This is a genomic window from Streptomyces sp. NPDC026673 (assembly GCF_040638135.1).
GTDB lineage: Bacteria > Actinomycetota > Actinomycetes > Streptomycetales > Streptomycetaceae > Actinacidiphila.
Window position 1 is genome coordinate 1 of sequence record NZ_JBEZXR010000126.1, and the last position, 15005, is coordinate 15005.

Here is a 15005-nt window from a genome sequence, read left to right on the forward strand (position 1 = left end):
TGGCCGGCGATGGCCAGTGAGGCGTTGCACTACATTCGGCAGGAGGGGTATGACGGTGTGGTGGCCAAGCGGTTGACCAGTACGTATCTGCCGGGTCGGCGCAGTCGTGACTGGATCAAGGTCAAGAACCTGCACGCCGAAGCCCCCTGAGCCCCCCCGGATTCCTCCTGCCCGGATCCGTACGTCTCGCCGTACGGCCGGGCGAGTGCCCCCGGCCTGAGGCAGAATCAGATTCCCTTCGTGCCAGGCGAGTTCATGGGCAGGGCTCCGCGGGTGTCCGGCCGTATCGGGATCATCGCCGGCCGTCTCCGGAGTGTGCGAGGGCCGGACTGGCGGCGTGATCGACGGCGCGCGGTGTGCCGTTGCGGGGTCAGAGGCCGAGGGCGATGGCGGTGCGGGTGAGTTCGGCGGTGCTGTAGATGCCGAGCTTGGCGCGGATGCGGCGCAGGTAGGCGTCGACGGTGTGCTTGGACAGTCCCATGTGGCGGGCGGTCTGCAGGTAGGTGCGGCCGGCGGCGATGTGGCGGAGGGTCTCGCGCTCACGCGGGGCCAGCTCGGGGACCTCGGGGGTGGTCTCGGAGGTGGCGTCGGTCTGCGGTGTGGTGAGTACGAGGCTCATGGGGGGTGTCCTTCGGCGGGTCGGCGTGGTCGTCCCTGCTCGCGCCCTCGAAAGCAGGAGGCAAATGTCCGATTAAGGTGTTTTGCCCTCTTTGGACTACCTTGCCGTGGTGACGTCATCGCGCTGTCCGCCGAGTGTCACGGGCGTGTCACGAGGTCGACGCCCGGCCCGCGACGAGGCCATGGTGGCGGCCCCGTCCCCGGTTCCGCGACCTCGGGTCGGGGGGACGGGTCAGGATCCGGAGAGGACGTCCGGCAGGAGCAGCCCGAGCCAGTCACCCGTCAGCATCTGCCGCTTCCATTCGGTGACGCGGCTCTCGGGGATCCGGTACTTCTCCGCCACCTCGGACTCGCGGACCTGGCCGGTCACCGTCAGCGCCACGATTCGTGTCTTGTCGATGACGGAGAGCCCGTCCTCCGTCTTGTCCGGCAGGTTGCCGGACCGGGCACAGCCGGATGCGCCGGTTTTGCCCGGCAGGCCGGGTCCGGCGCCCGGTCCCGAACCCCGGTCACCCGGCTCATCCTGGCGGCCGGGGGCGCCCGTGTCGCCACCGGCCGCCCCGGCTCCGCCGAAGAGGCCGGCGAAGCTGAACCCGCCGTCGCCGCCGTCTCCTCCGCGGTTGGCGTCCCGGGCGCACGGGGCGGGCCGGTCGTCGACGCCGTGGGTCAGCTGTGCGGCGCCGGCTGTGCCCGCGGTGACCGCCACGGCGGCGACCACCAGGGCCATGGGACGTTGCCAGAAGTGCGTGGACATCGTGGTGCTCCGATTCCTGGAGAGGAACAGGTGGGGGAGGGGAGTCGCCGCGGAGGGGCGGAGGCCCGGGGAGGGCGTGAGGACCTCCACCCCGTCCGCGGTGGGCCGTTGCGGCCCGTATCTCCAGTAGGCCCGGCCGGCGGGATCCCGTCACGTTCCGAGGAGTCGTGACTTGACCCGGGCGTCACCACCGGCTAATCGACCCGGTCCCAGGGGGCGGCCGTCGCGGCGACCGCCTAGGATCGGTCGCCTACGCGCGTGGCACGCCATGGCGGCAGCGCCCTTCTCCAGGGCTGGGCCCACGCGGCCGATACCGGGGGGCAGGTCGTGGACGCGACGCGCAGGGTTGTCACGCGGGATCAACTGGAAGGCGTCGCGCGCGCCGCTCTCGGAGCCGGACACCGCCTCGTGTCCGTGTCACGGCTCCGCGGCGGAAGCAAGAAGGGCGTCTACCGACTGGCCTTCGACGACGACTCCACCGCGATCGTCTACATCTGGGCCGACGAGGAGAACTACTGGCCCACCGCCCGGTCCGACGCCGACGCCGACGACGACCACGCGGACCCGTTCTCGCCCGCCTCGGGCCTCGCACTCTTCGAGGCCGCCCATCGGCATCTGGCCGGCCTCGGTATCCGCACGCCGCGACTCCGCCTGGCCGACCGCAGCAGGTCGTACTACCCGGCGGACATCGCGGTGGTCGAGGACGTGCCCGGAGACAACCTCGAGACACGCCTCCGCCAGGACCCGCGCGGCGTGGCGGCGACCATGGCGCGACTGGCCGAGGCGCTCGGCGCGATGCAGCGGCACGACGGCCCGCGCTTCGGGAAAGTCGCCCTGATCGACCGGGGTGGCGGGTCCGAGGGCGGCTCGTGCGAGCGGGTCGTGCTCGACCGCGCCCTCGACGACCTCGCGGAAGCCGCCGCCCGCGACCCGCGGATGACGCGTGCCCGCGACGGCCTGGAGAGCACCGTTCGCCGTCTGGCCGCGGCCGTGCGCTCGCGTTCGCGGTACGGGCTCATCCACGGCGAGTTGGGGCCCGACCACGTGCTGGTGGACCGGCACGGGCAGCCCGTCCTCGTCGACATCGAGGGCCTGATGTTCTTCGACGTCGAGTGGGAGCACGCGTTCCTGCGACTGCGCTTCGGCGAGCACTACCGGTGGCTGGACCGCGACGGCCTCGACGAGAGGCGTCTGAGGTTCTACACGCTGGCGATGCACCTGTCCCTCGTCGCCGGGCCGCTGCGGCTCCTCGACGGCGACTTCCCCGACCGCGACGTCATGAGGGGCATCGCCGAACACAACCTCCGCGAGGCTCTCGCCTTCCAGTCCGCGGACGGCCGCTGAACGACCCGACACCGGGCCCGTGTTGAGGATCCATCACCTGCGGACGCGGGCGTCCCGGCGGGGCGGCACGAGTCGATCTCGTGCCGCCCCGCCGGGCCATGGGGTCGGTGTGTGCGGTGGGAAGGTCACCTGGCGATGACGCCGTTGTTGATGTTGCCGTTGTTGACGTTGGTGGTGTTGTTGTTGCCGACCACGATGATGATGCTGCCGTTGCCACTGCTCTCGGGACCGTCGTCGTCACAGTCGTCATCGCGGTCCCAGCCGCCTCGACCGCCCCAGCCGTCGCCGCGGTCGCCACCCCAGCCACCGCCGTGTCCGCCGCCGTGACCGGTCGTCTTGGCGGTGACCGTGTGCGCCTGGGCGGGAGTGGCGGCGAACGCGGTGGCGGGGATCAGCGCGCCCCCCGCAGCAAGGGTGACCGCGGCGGTCAGCGTGACGAGGCGCCGGGTGCGGGGGGTGCGGGCCATGGGAGTTCTCCTTAGCGGGACAGAGGGGGAGTCGCCGGTGGTGTCCGGTGGGGTGTGAACCCCGTTGACTCCAGTAAGCCGCGGGGGAGCTCTCACGTCATGTCGCTGGATTTCGGGACTTGACAGACATGAGGGGGGCGGGTTACCGGGCCCGGTCGGCTTCGGGCACGTCCGGCGGTTCACCCGGGCCGGGCGGCGGCATCACGTCTCGCGGTCGTAGTGGGCGGCGACGGCGGGCTGGCCCGTGTAGTTCGGGCCGGCGGCGGGGTCGGCGCCGATGTAGCGCAGGGGCAGGCTGACCGTCCGCGGGCCCGTGAGGGTGAGGCGGTGATGGCGGGCGTTGTAGGCGAAGCCCTGGTCGCGCAGGGCGGCCAGGACGAACCGGCCGGCAGGGCCGCCGTCCGCCCAGCGGATCGAGGCGGGGTCGAGGTGGGCGACCAGCAGCCCGCCGGGACGGAGCCGGCCGGCGGCCCGGGTGAGCACGCCGAGCCGGTCGCCGACGTAATGGAGGCCGTGGACGCAGGTGATCAGGTCGTACGGCGGCCCGGGCGTCCACGTGGTAACCGATGCGGTGATCAACTCCACCGTGGGCGGCAGGGGCGCCCGCATCATCGGTCCCACCAGGTCGACGCCGGTCAGCCGGGCCGCGTCCGGCAGGCGCCCGGCCGCTTGTCGCAGGGCCAGGCCCTCCCCGCTGCACAGGTCGAGCCAGCGCGGCGCCGCGGAGCGGGCCAGCAGGTGGGCGACCGGGTCCAGGCCGAGTTCGCGGGCGTAGCCGTTGACGCCGGTCAGGCCGCGCTCGCGGTTCATGGTGTTGTTGGCGACGACCGTGGTGAGCTCGAGTCGGTGGTCGGGCAGCAGTTCGGGCGACGTCATGGGGTCATTCTCCGCCCTGATCCGCCTGTCCGAGATCATGTTTCCCGACTGCCCGGCGGCATCCGGGACTTCGTCGCCGACCGGGAGCCCGGGTTCGAACCGGACCGCGAACGCCGGCCGTTGCGGACGCGGAGGCGGCCCGCCCTCTGTTCCGGCCTGACCCGCGTGGAACCGGGGCGGAGGATCCCCGAGCCCGAAGGGGCCGCGTTCCCCGGCCCCGGCGAGGTCCCGCACGTCGTGTCCGTCGCCGGCCCTTGACCGACCGGGTGTCCGATGCGACCCGTGCCACCGGATCGACGGCGGCCCGTCCGGCGGGGAGACCGGCGAGTGGCCGGCCGCGGAGGGCGGCCGCTCTCGCTTCCCCGGACTCCGGCCGGGCCGGTGGTGCCGCTGTCGCGGTGTGTGACGGCCGACTCAAATGCGCATCTGAGATGCAAATTCAAGCTAGGGTGGGGACATGGACCTTCAGCGCATCCACCGCCGTTCCGCGCGTCCCCCGCGCCCGCCGGGCACCGCGCGCCCGCGCAGCTCCGAGCGGGGTGCCCGATGAGCGCCGGCGCGGTCCTGGCGCAGGTGGCCGCGGTCTTCGTGTGGCTGGGCATGGTGGCCGGGATCTCGTTCCTGGAGGCGCCGCTGAAGTTCCGTGCCGAGGGGATCACCGTGCCTCTGGGCCTGGGTATCGGGCGGATCGTCTTCCGCGCTCTGAACCGCGTCGAGGCCGTACTCGCCGCGGTCGCCGTCCTGGCGGCGGCGTACGAGGCGCCGGGGCCGGTCGCGCTGGGGCTCGGAGCGGCCGCCGTGGCCGCACTGCTGGTGCAACTGGCCGTCGTCCGGCCTTCGTTGAACCGCCGCACCGCCGCCGTCCTCGCGGGGGAGTCCGGCCCGCGGGGCCGTGCTCACCTGCGGTACGTCGCACTCGAGGCGGTCAAGGCGCTGTGCCTGGCGGGATGCGGTGCCGCGCTGGTCCTGGAGCGGCTGTGAACGCGCCGGTGCCCGCCGCCGGACAGGGCGGACCGGGTCGTGATCTGGCCGACCGCACGGACATCGAGCACCTGGTGACCGTCTTCTACCGCCGGGCGTTCGCCGATCCCCTGATCGGCCCGGTCTTCACCGACGTGGCCCGGATGGACCTGGACGCCCACATGCCGATCATGTGCGACTTCTGGGAGTCGGTGCTGTTCGCCGCGGGCCGGTACCGGCGCAACGCGCTCGCCCCGCATGTGGCGCTGCACCGCATGGCACCGCTGAGGGCGGAGCACTTCGCCCGCTGGCTCGCGCTGTGGACGCTCACGGTGGACGGGCTCTTCCGCGGGGAGAAGGCCGAACTCGCCAAGAGGCAGGCGGAGCGCATCGCCGGTTCCCTCCAGCGCCGGCTGGGCGGGCGGGACGCGAGCGAGTACGTCACCATCCGCCGTCGTGAAGGCGGCGAGCAGCTGTAGCCGGGGCGCCGGTACGGGGGACCGGCCCGGTCAGCGGGTGACGACGACCTTGCCGACGGTGCGGCCCGATTCCACCATCCCGTGCGCGCGGCGCAGCCCGGCGGCGGAGAAGTCCTCGATCGTGGTGGTGACGGTGGTCCTCACGCGCCCGTCGTCGACGAGGTCCGCGACCTTCTGCAGCACGTTCTTGTGCTCGATCATGTCGGGGGTCCGGTACATCGGGCGGGTGAACATGAACTCCCAGTGCCAGGCGATGCTCCTGGCCTTGAGCGGCAGGACGTCGAGTCCCTCGGGCTCGTCGATCGCCGTGATGTGCCCGCCGGGTCGGACCAGTTGGGCGAAGGTCTCGATCATGCCGGCGGAGTGCGGGGAGAGCACGTAGTCCACCCCGTCCGGGGCCGCGGCGCCGACGGTGGCGGCCAGGTCGTGGTGGTCGACGACGGCGTCGGCCCCGAGCCCGGTGACCCAACGGGCCGATTCGGGCCGGCCGGCCGAGGCCAGCACCCGCAGGCCGGTGAGCTGCTTGGCCAGCTGGATGAGGATCGATCCCACGCCGCCGGCGCCGCCCAGCGCCAGCAACGTGCCCGTCGACCCGCGGGTGAGGGCGAACCGCTCGAAGAGGGTCTCCCAGGCGGTGATCGTGGTCAGGGGCAGGGCGGCGGCCTCGGCGAAGCCGAGGCTCCGGGGCTTGCGGGCGACGAGGCGTTCGTCGACGGCCTGGAACTCGGCGTTGCTGCCGGGGCGGGTGATGTCCCCGGCGTACCAGACCTCGTCCCCGGCCTGAAGGGTGGTCACCTCGGCACCCACCGACTCGACCACCCCGGCGGCGTCGAAGCCGAGGACGCGGGGCGGGTCGGAGGCGGGCAGCCCGGGGCGGAGCTTGATGTCGACGGGGTTGACCGACACCGCCCCGACCCGCACCACCACGTCCCGCGGGCCCGGCTCCGGCAGCGGCAGCTCGACGTCGACGAGGCTTTCGGGGTCCTCCACGGGCAGCCCCCGGTAGGAGGCGACGGCCCGCATGGTCCGTGTGGTCATGGCGGCCGGCTCCCTCGCTGCGCTGTCGGGGTCGCGGCCAGCGTGTCACGCCCGACCGCACCAGGCCGCGTCGCACGGGCCATCCGGGTGCCCGCCGTTCCCGGCCCGTCGGGCCCGTCCGGGCCTGTCCCGGCACCGGCCGGGTCAGCCGCGGTGATACGCCGCGAGCAGGAAGGTCCAGATCTCGCTGACGGTCGGGAAGCAGGCGACCGCGTGCCGCAGCCGCTTGAGCGGGATCTCGCCGACGACCGCGACGGTGGCCGAGTGCAGCAGTTCGCTGATGCCGTGGCCCACGAAGGTCACCCCGACCAGCACCTCGCGGTCGGTGTCGACGACCATGCGGGCCTGGCCGCGGTACCCGTCGGCGTAGAGGTTGGCCCCCTGGGCGGCGGTGAAGTCCAGGTCGACGACCCTGACGGCCAGCCCGGCGGCCTCGGCCTCCGCGGCGGACAGGCCCACCGCGCCCGCCTCGGGATCGGTGAAGAACACCTGCGGCACGGCGTGCTGGTCGGCCGTGGTGGCGTGGTCGCCCCAGGGGCCGTCGTCCAGGGGCCGGCCGGCGGCGCGCGCTCCGATCGCGTCGCCCGCGGTACGGCCCTGGTACTTGCCCTGATGGGTGAGCAGGGCGCGGTGGTTGACGTCGCCGAGCGCGTAGAGCCACTCGCCGTCGACGCCCCGGACCAGGCAGGTGGTGTCCACGTCCAGCCACGATCCGGGGGTGAGGCCCACGGTGTCCAGCCCGATGTCGTCGGTCAGCGGGGCGCGCCCCGTGGCGAACATGATCTCGTCGGCTTCCAGCTCACCGCCGTCGTTCAGGACGCAGGTGACCGGCCCGGCGGGGTCGGGGCGGCGCAGGGCGGTCACGTGGGCCCCGATCCGCACCTGCGCGCCGGCGTCGGCGAGCCCGCGGGCGATCAGCTCGCCGGCGAAGGGCTCCATTCGGGGCAGCAGGGCACGGCGGGCCAGCAGGGTGACCTGGGAGCCCAAGCCCTGCCAGAGGGTGGCCATCTCGACCCCGACCCCGCCACCGCCGACGATGACCAGGCGGCCCGGGACGGTGCTGGAATCGGTGCCGTGCCGGTTGGTCCACGGGCGGGCCTGCTCGATGCCCTCGACGGCGGGCAGAGCCGGACGGCTGCCGGTGGCGATGGCCACCGCGTGCCGGGCCGAAAGGGTGCGGCGGGCGCCATCGCCCGCGGTGACGGTCACCCGCCGAGGCCCGTCGAGCCGGCCGTGGCCGCGGAAGAGGTCGGCGCCGATGGACTTCACCCAGCGGGCCTGGCCGCTGTCGTCCCAGTCGGTGACGTAGTGGTCCCGCCGGGCGAAGACCCGGCCGGTGTCCAGCCGCCCGGTCACGGCCTGCCGGGCGCCGTCCACCCGCCGCGCGTCGGCTACGGCGATGACCGGCCGCAGCAGCGCCTTGCTGGGCACGCACGCCCAGTACGAGCACTCGCCGCCGACCAGTTCACGCTCCACCACGGCCACCGAGAGCCCCGCGGCCCGCGCGTGGTCGGCCACGTTCTGCCCGACGGGGCCGGCCCCCAGCACGATCACGTCGTAGGTGTCGTCGGAACGGGTTCGCGGCGCTTCGTTCATCGTCCCATCGCACCACGGCGGGCGGGCGGCCGCCCGCCCGGCCGTCGCCGCATCCGGGGCCGGTGGCCGGTCAGGGCGACGATGGTCCCGGCCGGGATGCGGGGCGGGGCCGGACGGGTCATCCTGACCCCATGCAGCGTCGCGTGATCGTGATGCCGCCGACGATGAGCGGCGGCCGGCGCGTCCGCGTGGACGGCGAGATCCTGGGGATCGCGTACCACCTCCGCGACTTCCAGGACTTCCTGCGGCGCGCCGGCCTCGATCCCGACGCCATCGACCTGGCCGACCCGGACCTCGTCGAATGGCGCGGGGCCGGCCCGGGAGTGTGGACGTAGGAACCCTGCGCGCCGGTCGCCCGGGTCGTCCGCGGCTGGGGTCACCGCCCTCCCGCCACTCGCCGGGTCCGTCCGCCCATCGGAACCGGCGGCACCGGTGCCATGGATCACCCCGAGGGAGTCCCCGTGTCCAAGCCCCCGCTTCCCCAGGCCGCGGTCGACCTGCTGAAGAAGCCCAACCCGGCCGTCATCGCCACGCTGCGGGCCGACGGCCGGCCGGTGTCCACGGCCACCTGGTACCTGTGGGACGACGGCCGGGTGCTGGTCAACATGGACGCGGGCCGCAAGCGGCTGGAGCACCTCCGCGACGATCCCCGGGTCACCCTCACCGTCCTGGACGAGGCGAACTGGTACACCCACGTCACCCTGATCGGGAACGTCGCCGAACTGCGCGACGACACCGACCTGGCCGACATCGACCGGCTGGCGCAGCAGTACCTGGGCCGCTCCTACCCGCAGCGGGACCGCGAACGGGTCAGCGCCTGGATCGAGATCGAGCGCTGGCACGGCTGGGGCACGCTCAAGGACAGCAGCCAGCCGGGCTGACCGGGCGGCGGTTCATCCCTCGTACGGCTCGGCCGGGGCGCGTACCGGCCGGGCGACGGAGACGTCCAGGAACGGGATGGGGCCGCCGTTGACCGGGTCCTCGGCCCGGCGCGGGATGTAGCGGCCGGTCACCTCGAGCCAGGCGTCCGGCCGCAGGACGGGCGGTACCCGTCCGCTCAGGCCGATCTTCACCGGGCGGGCGTCGGCGGCGCAGCAGTTCAGCACCATGCGGGTCAGGTACGGGGTCCCGTCGCGGCCGATGCTGACGAACCCGGTGAGGACGATCTGACGCCCCCGCAGGGACCGCCCGCCGTCGTAGACCGCGCGGCCCGCGTAGTCGGCCGTCTCCATCCGCAGCGGGTCCCCGGCGGGCAGCGTGGGGAAGCCGAAGGGGCGGGGGACCGCGGTGCCGGTCCTGACGGCGGCGTAGGAGCCCAGGGCGGGCGGAGCGACCAGGACGAGCGCGAGCAGCGGCAGCACCAGCAGCCAGGCGACCTTCGGCTCATGGTGCCTGTGTCCGTGTCCGTGGCTTTCCCCGTCGTCGCCGTCGTCGACGCGCCCATCGCCGTGGCCCGCCTCGGTGCGGCGGGGGCCGCGGGGGCGGCGCAGTTCGTACCAGACGGTGGCCAGGGCGGTGACGACCAGCACGGCGCCCGCCGCCAGCAGCAGCGGCCGGAGCCCGGCCTTGACGTAGCGCAGGTAGAGATCACTGAGCCCGGCGTGCAGCATCGCCACCCCGGTCAGGAGCAGCACGGCGGCCTGTGCCTCCCGGTTCACAGCAACACCGCCCCGGTCGCGGAGGACACCGCGACGGCCACGGCGAACGTGGCGGGGGCGAACCGCACCGCGAAGGCGCGGCCGAACGCGCCCGCCTGCAGGGCGAACAGCTTCAGGTCGATCATCGGCCCCACGACGAGGAACACCAGCCTGGCGGTGAGGGAGAACTGCGACAAGGACGCGGCCACGAAGGCGTCGGCCTCGGAGCAGATCGACAGCACCACCGCGAGCACCGCCAGCGCGAGCACGGACACCACCGGGTTGCCCGAGGCGGCACGCAGGACGTCCTCGGGTACGAAGGACTTGAGCGTGGCCGCGGCCATCGCGCCGACGACCAGGAACCCTCCGGCGTGCATCACGTCGTGCCGTACCGAAGCCCAGAACGCCGCGGCCCTGCCCCGCCCTTCGGACGACGGGTGGGGCCGCGGGCGCAGCAGGTCGGGGCGCCCCAGACGCTGCCACAGCCAGCCCATGGCGCAGGCGACGAGCAGGCTGGCGACGAACCGGGCGACCACCATGCGCGGTTCATTCGGAAAGGCCACGGCGGTGGCGGTCAGCACGACGGGGTTGATCGCGGGTGCGGACAGCAGGAACGTCAGCGCCGCCGCCGGAGCCACCCCCCGCCGTACCATCGCCCCCGCGACCGGCACCGACGCGCACTCGCAACCGGGCAGGATCGCGCCCGCCATGCCCGCGACCGGCACCGCCACCGCGGGCCGCCTCGGCAGCGCCCGCGCGAAGAACGACGCCGGCACGCACACCGCGAGCACCGCGGAGAGCAGGACGCCCAGCACCAGGAACGGCAGCGCCTGCACGACCACGGCGACGAACACCGTCATCCAGCTCTGCATCACCGGCGCGGACAGCATCTGCCGCAGGGGTTCCTGCACGATCAGGACGGCGAGCAGCACCAGCGTCAGTACCAGCGGCGAGTTGACCCGCCACCCCTGTTCCGGATCCGGCCGCCCGGCGTCCTGCCGTGCGGTCCCGGCCGGCGCCGGGGCCTCCTTGGTGACGGTCACGGGCGTACGACCTCCGGCGGGCGAGGGGGTGTGAAGGACTGCACCTTCCATACGCCGGGGCCCGTCACGCCGACTCATGCGCCGCCAGGACTTTGCGGAGCCTTGGTGCGAGCCGTCCCGCGGTGACGGCGAACGCGGCTGAGCGCTGCCGTGGTTCGCCTCGCGCTGCCCGTCGCGACCTGGCCGCCACGACGCCTTGCGGCGTCCCCGAGCGAGCCGGCACGTCGTCGCTCCGGGTGTCGCGCACCCGGGCGGAAACCCTTGCCGGGCCCGGCCGACGCCCCATGTCCGGCCCGGCCGACGCCCCGGCCACGCACCCGGGGCGATGGTGACGTGCCTCACTTCTCGCCATCGGCACCCGACAAGAGGCCAGTGGTCCTTTATGGTGGAGGCAAGTAAGGGTCCAGTGGCCTCTTAAGGAGGCGCCGTGCGGACCCGGCGAGAAGAAGGCGGTTCAAGGTCGTGAACGAGGACACCACAGGAGCGGCCCGTACACCGCTGGGCGGCTCCGGCATATCGGTGAGGCCCGTGGGCCTGGGGCTCATGGGAATGTCGCAGTTCTACGGAGCCGCGGACCCCGACACCTCGGTCGCCACCATCCGGGACGCGATCGAGTTGGGCGTGGAGCTGTTCGACACCTCGGACTACTACGGGGCGAGCAGCGCCACCCCGGGCCGGCCGGTGGCCGGCTTCGGTCACAACGAGGAACTACTGGGCCGGGCCCTGAAGGGCCGCCGGGACCGGGCGGTCGTGGCGACCAAGTTCTCCGCGCGCCCGACCCCCGAGGGCCGCAGCTTCTTCGACGGCCGCCCCGAGTACGTCAGGGCCGCCTGCGAGGCCAGCCTGAAGCGGCTCGGCACGGACCGGATCGACCTGTACTACTACCACCGGCTTGACCCGGCCGTCCCTGTCGAGGACACCGTGGGCGCCATGGCCGACCTGGTCGCCGAGGGCAAGGTCCGGGCGATCGGGCTGAGCGAGGTCGGCGTCGAGGTACTGCGGCGGGCCCATGCCGTCCACCCCGTCTCCGCCCTGCAGAGCGAGTACTCGCTCTGGGAGCGCGGCGTCGAGGCGGAGGTGCTGCCGGAGTGCCGCCGGCTGGGCGTCACCCTGGTGCCCTACAGCCCACTGGGCCGCGGCATGCTCACCGCGGCATTCGGCCGGGGGACCGGGTTCGGCCGCGAGGACTTCCGCTCCACGCTGCCCAAGTTCCAGGGCGAGAACTTCGAGCACAACCTGCGGCTGGTCGCCGAGCTGGAACGGTTCGCCGCGGGCGCCGGCGCCACCCCCGGCCGGATCGCCCTCGCCTGGCTGCTGGCCCAGCGCCACGACATCGTCCCGATCCCCGGTTCCAAGCGGCCGGACCACGTCCGCGCGAACCTCGCGGCCACCTCGGTCCGGCTCAGCGTCGACGACGCGGCCCGCCTCGGCGCCATGTTCGACCCCGCGCGGGTCAAGGGCGGCCGCTACGGAGCCCTCAACACCTCCCCGGACGACGCCGACAGGTGACGTCCCCACCCGGACACCGCACACAGGGTGCGGCGCAGATCCGCCGCATCCCTGGGCAAGGAGCACACCTCATGGACTACGACCACCAGTTCACCGGCAGGACCGCCTTCGTCACGGGCGCGGGCAGCGGCATCGGATCCGACATCGCCCGGCTGCTCGCCGCGCGTGGGGCGAACGTCGCCCTGGTGAGCCGACAGGCGGATCCGCTGCGTCAGCTCGCCGAGGAGATCGGCGAAGGGGGCGGCAAGGCACTCGTCCTGCCCGCCGACGTGAGCGACCCCCGGGCCGTCGAGAACGCCGTCGCCGAGACCGTCCGCCACTTCGGCGCCCTCCACCTGGCCGTGAACAACGCGGGCACCTCCGGCGTCGTACACGACGTGTCCGGCCTCCCCGAGGACGAGTGGAGCAAGACCCTCGGGATCAACCTCTCCGGTGTCTTCTACGGCATGAAGTACCAGGTCCCGGCGATCCTGGAGGCCGGCGGGGGCGCCATCGTCAACATCTCCAGCGTCTTCGCCGACCGTGGAATGCCCACCCGCGCCGCCTACAGCGCGAGCAAGCACGGCCTGCGCGGACTGACCCGTTCGGCCGCCGCGGAGTGGGCCCGGCACGGCGTCCGGATCAACGAACTCCAGCCCGGCGTCATCCCGGTCCCCCGCCAGCAGGGCAACCCCGACGAGGTCGCCGGGATCGCCGAGCGCATCCCGGCCCGTCGACTCGGCACCGGCGTGGAGGTGGCCAAGGCCGTCGCCTTCCTGCTCTCCGACGAGGCCTCCTATGTCACCGGCGCCCACCTCGCGGTCGACGGCGGATTCCTCATCTGAACCTCCCGGGCCTCCCGGCCCCGGACTGCCGGGCCGTCCCGCGGTCCGACTCCGGCAGCTTCCCTGCGACACACCGAATTCCCTGCGACACACCGAAAACGAGGCAGCATCATGAGCAAGACATGGCTGGTCACCGGCAGTTCCCGCGGCCTGGGCCGCAGCATCGCCGAGGCCGTCCTGGAGGCCGGCGACAACCTGGTCGCCACCGCCCGGCGCACCGACGCACTCGACGACCTCGCCGACACGTACGGCGACAGGGTCCGTCTCGTCCAGTTGGACGTGACCGACGCCGAGGCCTCCCGCCGTGCCGTGCAGGCCGCCGTCGAGGCGTTCGGCAGGCTGGACGTGGTCGTCAACAACGCCGGCTATGCCGACATGGCCGCCATCGAGGACATGACCGACGAGGCCTTCCGCGGCCAGATCGACGCCAACCTCTACGGCGTCGTCAACGTCACCCGGGCCGCCCTCCCCGTCCTGCGCGAGCAGGGCTCCGGTCACATCATCCAGATCTCCTCCGTCGGCGGACGCGTGGGCGGTCCCGGCCTGGGCGCCTACCAGGCCGCCAAGTGGGCCGTGGGCGGCTTCTCCGAGGTCCTCGCCAGGGAAGTCGCCCCGCTCGGCATCAAGGTGACCGTCGCCGAGCCGGGCGCCATGCGCACCGACTGGGCCGGTTCCTCCATGGCCACCCCGCCGGTCAGCGAGCCCTACAGGTCGGTCGTGGAACCGGCCATCGCCCGGCAGCGGGCCTCCGACGGCAACCAGAGCGGCGATCCCGCCCGGGTCGCCCGGATCCTGCTGGACATCGCGGAGACCGAGGAGCCGCCGCTGCACCTGCTGCTCGGCAGGGACGCCGTCAAGGTCGGCCGGTTCGCCGCCGAGACCCTCGCCGCCTCGGACGCCCGGTGGCGCCACGTGAGCGAGTCCGTGTGACCCACGGCACCGGACCCGTCACCCAGGGTCCACACCCTGCCGGTGCCGTCCTCCGGGACGGCACCGGCAGGGCTTAGGGTTACCGGTTACCGCAGGTGGTGCTGGGCGCGGGCCCAGGAATTCTCCGGGGGAGCGAGCGACGATGGCGGACAACCGGCCGACGGAATTTCAGCGTGCGCGCAGTGCCGAGCAGCGCGAGATCCGCAAGATGGCCATTCTCGACGCCGCGACACAACTCCTGGCGGAGATGCCGGTCGCCGAGATCAGCCTGCGCGAGCTGAGCCGGCGGGTCGGGCTGTCGAAGACCAACGTCGTGCGGTACTTCGAGACCAGGGAAGCGGTCTTCTTCGAACTGCTCAACCGGTCCCTGGCGCAGTGGATCGAGGAGTTGCCCGCCGAACTCCCGCCCGCCGGGGTGCACGGGGCGGCTTCGCCGTCGGCTGTGACGAACGCCCTGGCCCGGTCCCTGGCCCGCCGGCCCCTGCTGTGCGACCTGCTGAGCGCGCTGGGGTCCGAACTGGAACGGAACATCTCCGCCGAGTCCGCGCGCGAGTTCAAGCTCGCCCACGGCAGGTTGCTGGGCGCGCTCGCGGATCTGGTGCGGCGCCACATCACCGCCCTGACGCAGACGGATGCCCGGGAGCTCGTCTCCCTGACCGTCGTGTGCACGGCCGGGCTCTGGCCGTTCGCCCACCCCTCGGAGGCCGTCGCCGAGGCCCAGCGGGACCCCGAGCTCGCCGACACACGGGTCGACTTCGCCGAACGACTCGGTCGTACTCTGCACATCGCCGTCACCGGGCTGCTGAACCTGGACTGACGCCCGCGACCGGTCCGGGCTAGGTCGTGTCGTCACATGCCCGCCTGCCCAGCGGCGCCTGGCACGGCACCTCGCTGCGTTGTCGAATCGTCCGAGTAGCCCACTACGAGGAC

General features: G+C 73.2%; 18 protein-coding genes. 10 read left to right on the plus strand and 8 right to left on the minus strand.

Features of this window, described 5'->3' with window-relative positions:
* The first annotated feature begins 9 nt into the window (after positions 1-9).
* On the plus strand, positions 10-150 hold the full coding sequence (locus tag AB0F62_RS40795; protein WP_361811361.1) for a hypothetical protein: 141 nt from the start codon (positions 10-12) through the stop codon (positions 148-150).
* 220 nt (positions 151-370) lie between these two features.
* Here AB0F62_RS40795 and AB0F62_RS40800 read toward each other — a convergent pair whose 3' ends face one another.
* Entirely contained in the window at positions 371-619 is a 249-nt protein-coding gene (locus tag AB0F62_RS40800) for a helix-turn-helix transcriptional regulator (RefSeq protein ID WP_361811317.1), read from the minus strand.
* 231 nt (positions 620-850) lie between these two features.
* On the minus strand, positions 851-1372 hold the full coding sequence (locus AB0F62_RS40805) for a hypothetical protein (protein ID WP_361811320.1): 522 nt from the start codon (positions 1370-1372) through the stop codon (positions 851-853).
* 327 nt (positions 1373-1699) lie between these two features.
* Between AB0F62_RS40805 and AB0F62_RS40810 the strand changes: the two genes are divergently transcribed.
* Positions 1700-2716 carry a phosphotransferase gene (locus AB0F62_RS40810; RefSeq protein WP_361811364.1) on the plus strand — a complete coding sequence of 339 codons (1017 nt, stop codon included), beginning with the start codon at positions 1700-1702 and terminating at the stop codon, positions 2714-2716.
* A 125-nt stretch (positions 2717-2841) separates the two neighbouring features.
* Here AB0F62_RS40810 and AB0F62_RS40815 read toward each other — a convergent pair whose 3' ends face one another.
* On the minus strand, positions 2842-3183 hold the full coding sequence (locus AB0F62_RS40815; protein ID WP_361811323.1) for a hypothetical protein: 342 nt from the start codon (positions 3181-3183) through the stop codon (positions 2842-2844).
* 201 nt (positions 3184-3384) lie between these two features.
* Entirely contained in the window at positions 3385-4059 is a 675-nt protein-coding gene (locus tag AB0F62_RS40820; protein WP_361811326.1) for a class I SAM-dependent methyltransferase, read from the minus strand.
* A 546-nt stretch (positions 4060-4605) separates the two neighbouring features.
* Between AB0F62_RS40820 and AB0F62_RS40825 the strand changes: the two genes are divergently transcribed.
* Both AB0F62_RS40825 and AB0F62_RS40830 read left to right on the plus strand, forming a co-directional pair.
* Positions 4606-5040 (plus strand): hypothetical protein, encoded by a 435-nt coding sequence (locus AB0F62_RS40825; protein WP_361811329.1) that lies wholly within the window; start codon positions 4606-4608, stop codon positions 5038-5040.
* Complete coding sequence (locus AB0F62_RS40830) at positions 5037-5498, plus strand: group III truncated hemoglobin (RefSeq protein WP_361811332.1); 462 nt, start codon at positions 5037-5039, stop codon at positions 5496-5498. The genes AB0F62_RS40825 and AB0F62_RS40830 overlap by 4 nt, the downstream gene beginning before the upstream one ends.
* A 30-nt stretch (positions 5499-5528) precedes the next feature.
* Here the strand turns inward: AB0F62_RS40830 and AB0F62_RS40835 are convergent, their stop codons facing one another.
* Positions 5529-6521, minus strand: a complete 993-nt coding sequence (locus tag AB0F62_RS40835; RefSeq protein ID WP_361811367.1) for a zinc-binding alcohol dehydrogenase family protein — start codon at positions 6519-6521, stop codon at positions 5529-5531.
* Positions 6522-6680: 159 nt separating this feature from the next.
* A complete protein-coding gene (locus AB0F62_RS40840; protein ID WP_361811335.1) occupies positions 6681-8132 on the minus strand; it encodes an NAD(P)/FAD-dependent oxidoreductase in 1452 nt (483 codons plus the stop codon).
* 131 nt (positions 8133-8263) lie between these two features.
* Between AB0F62_RS40840 and AB0F62_RS40845 the strand changes: the two genes are divergently transcribed.
* Both AB0F62_RS40845 and AB0F62_RS40850 read left to right on the plus strand, forming a co-directional pair.
* Positions 8264-8467 carry a hypothetical protein gene (locus AB0F62_RS40845; RefSeq protein ID WP_361811338.1) on the plus strand — a complete coding sequence of 68 codons (204 nt, stop codon included), beginning with the start codon at positions 8264-8266 and terminating at the stop codon, positions 8465-8467.
* Positions 8468-8593: 126 nt separating this feature from the next.
* Complete coding sequence (locus AB0F62_RS40850; RefSeq protein WP_361811341.1) at positions 8594-9013, plus strand: PPOX class F420-dependent oxidoreductase; 420 nt, start codon at positions 8594-8596, stop codon at positions 9011-9013.
* Positions 9014-9025: 12 nt separating this feature from the next.
* Here AB0F62_RS40850 and AB0F62_RS40855 read toward each other — a convergent pair whose 3' ends face one another.
* Both AB0F62_RS40855 and AB0F62_RS40860 read right to left on the minus strand, forming a co-directional pair.
* Entirely contained in the window at positions 9026-9790 is a 765-nt protein-coding gene (locus AB0F62_RS40855) for a TIGR03943 family protein (protein WP_361811344.1), read from the minus strand.
* A complete protein-coding gene (locus AB0F62_RS40860; protein ID WP_361811347.1) occupies positions 9787-10812 on the minus strand; it encodes a permease in 1026 nt (341 codons plus the stop codon). Before AB0F62_RS40860 ends, AB0F62_RS40855 begins: the two co-directional genes overlap by 4 nt.
* Before the next feature lie 462 nt (positions 10813-11274).
* Here AB0F62_RS40860 and AB0F62_RS40865 point away from each other — a divergent pair, with 462 nt between their 5' ends.
* From AB0F62_RS40865 to AB0F62_RS40880, 4 genes are all read left to right on the plus strand, one after another.
* Entirely contained in the window at positions 11275-12321 is a 1047-nt protein-coding gene (locus tag AB0F62_RS40865) for an aldo/keto reductase (protein ID WP_361811350.1), read from the plus strand.
* Between the two features lie 71 nt (positions 12322-12392).
* Positions 12393-13145 carry an SDR family NAD(P)-dependent oxidoreductase gene (locus tag AB0F62_RS40870; protein ID WP_361811353.1) on the plus strand — a complete coding sequence of 251 codons (753 nt, stop codon included), beginning with the start codon at positions 12393-12395 and terminating at the stop codon, positions 13143-13145.
* Between the two features lie 111 nt (positions 13146-13256).
* Positions 13257-14075, plus strand: coding sequence for an SDR family NAD(P)-dependent oxidoreductase (locus AB0F62_RS40875; protein WP_361811355.1), 819 nt, complete (start codon positions 13257-13259; stop codon positions 14073-14075).
* A gap of 142 nt (positions 14076-14217) precedes the next feature.
* Positions 14218-14892: a TetR family transcriptional regulator gene (locus AB0F62_RS40880; protein WP_361811358.1), complete on the plus strand. Its 675-nt coding sequence runs from the start codon at positions 14218-14220 to the stop codon at positions 14890-14892.
* The last annotated feature ends 113 nt before the right edge of the window (positions 14893-15005 follow it).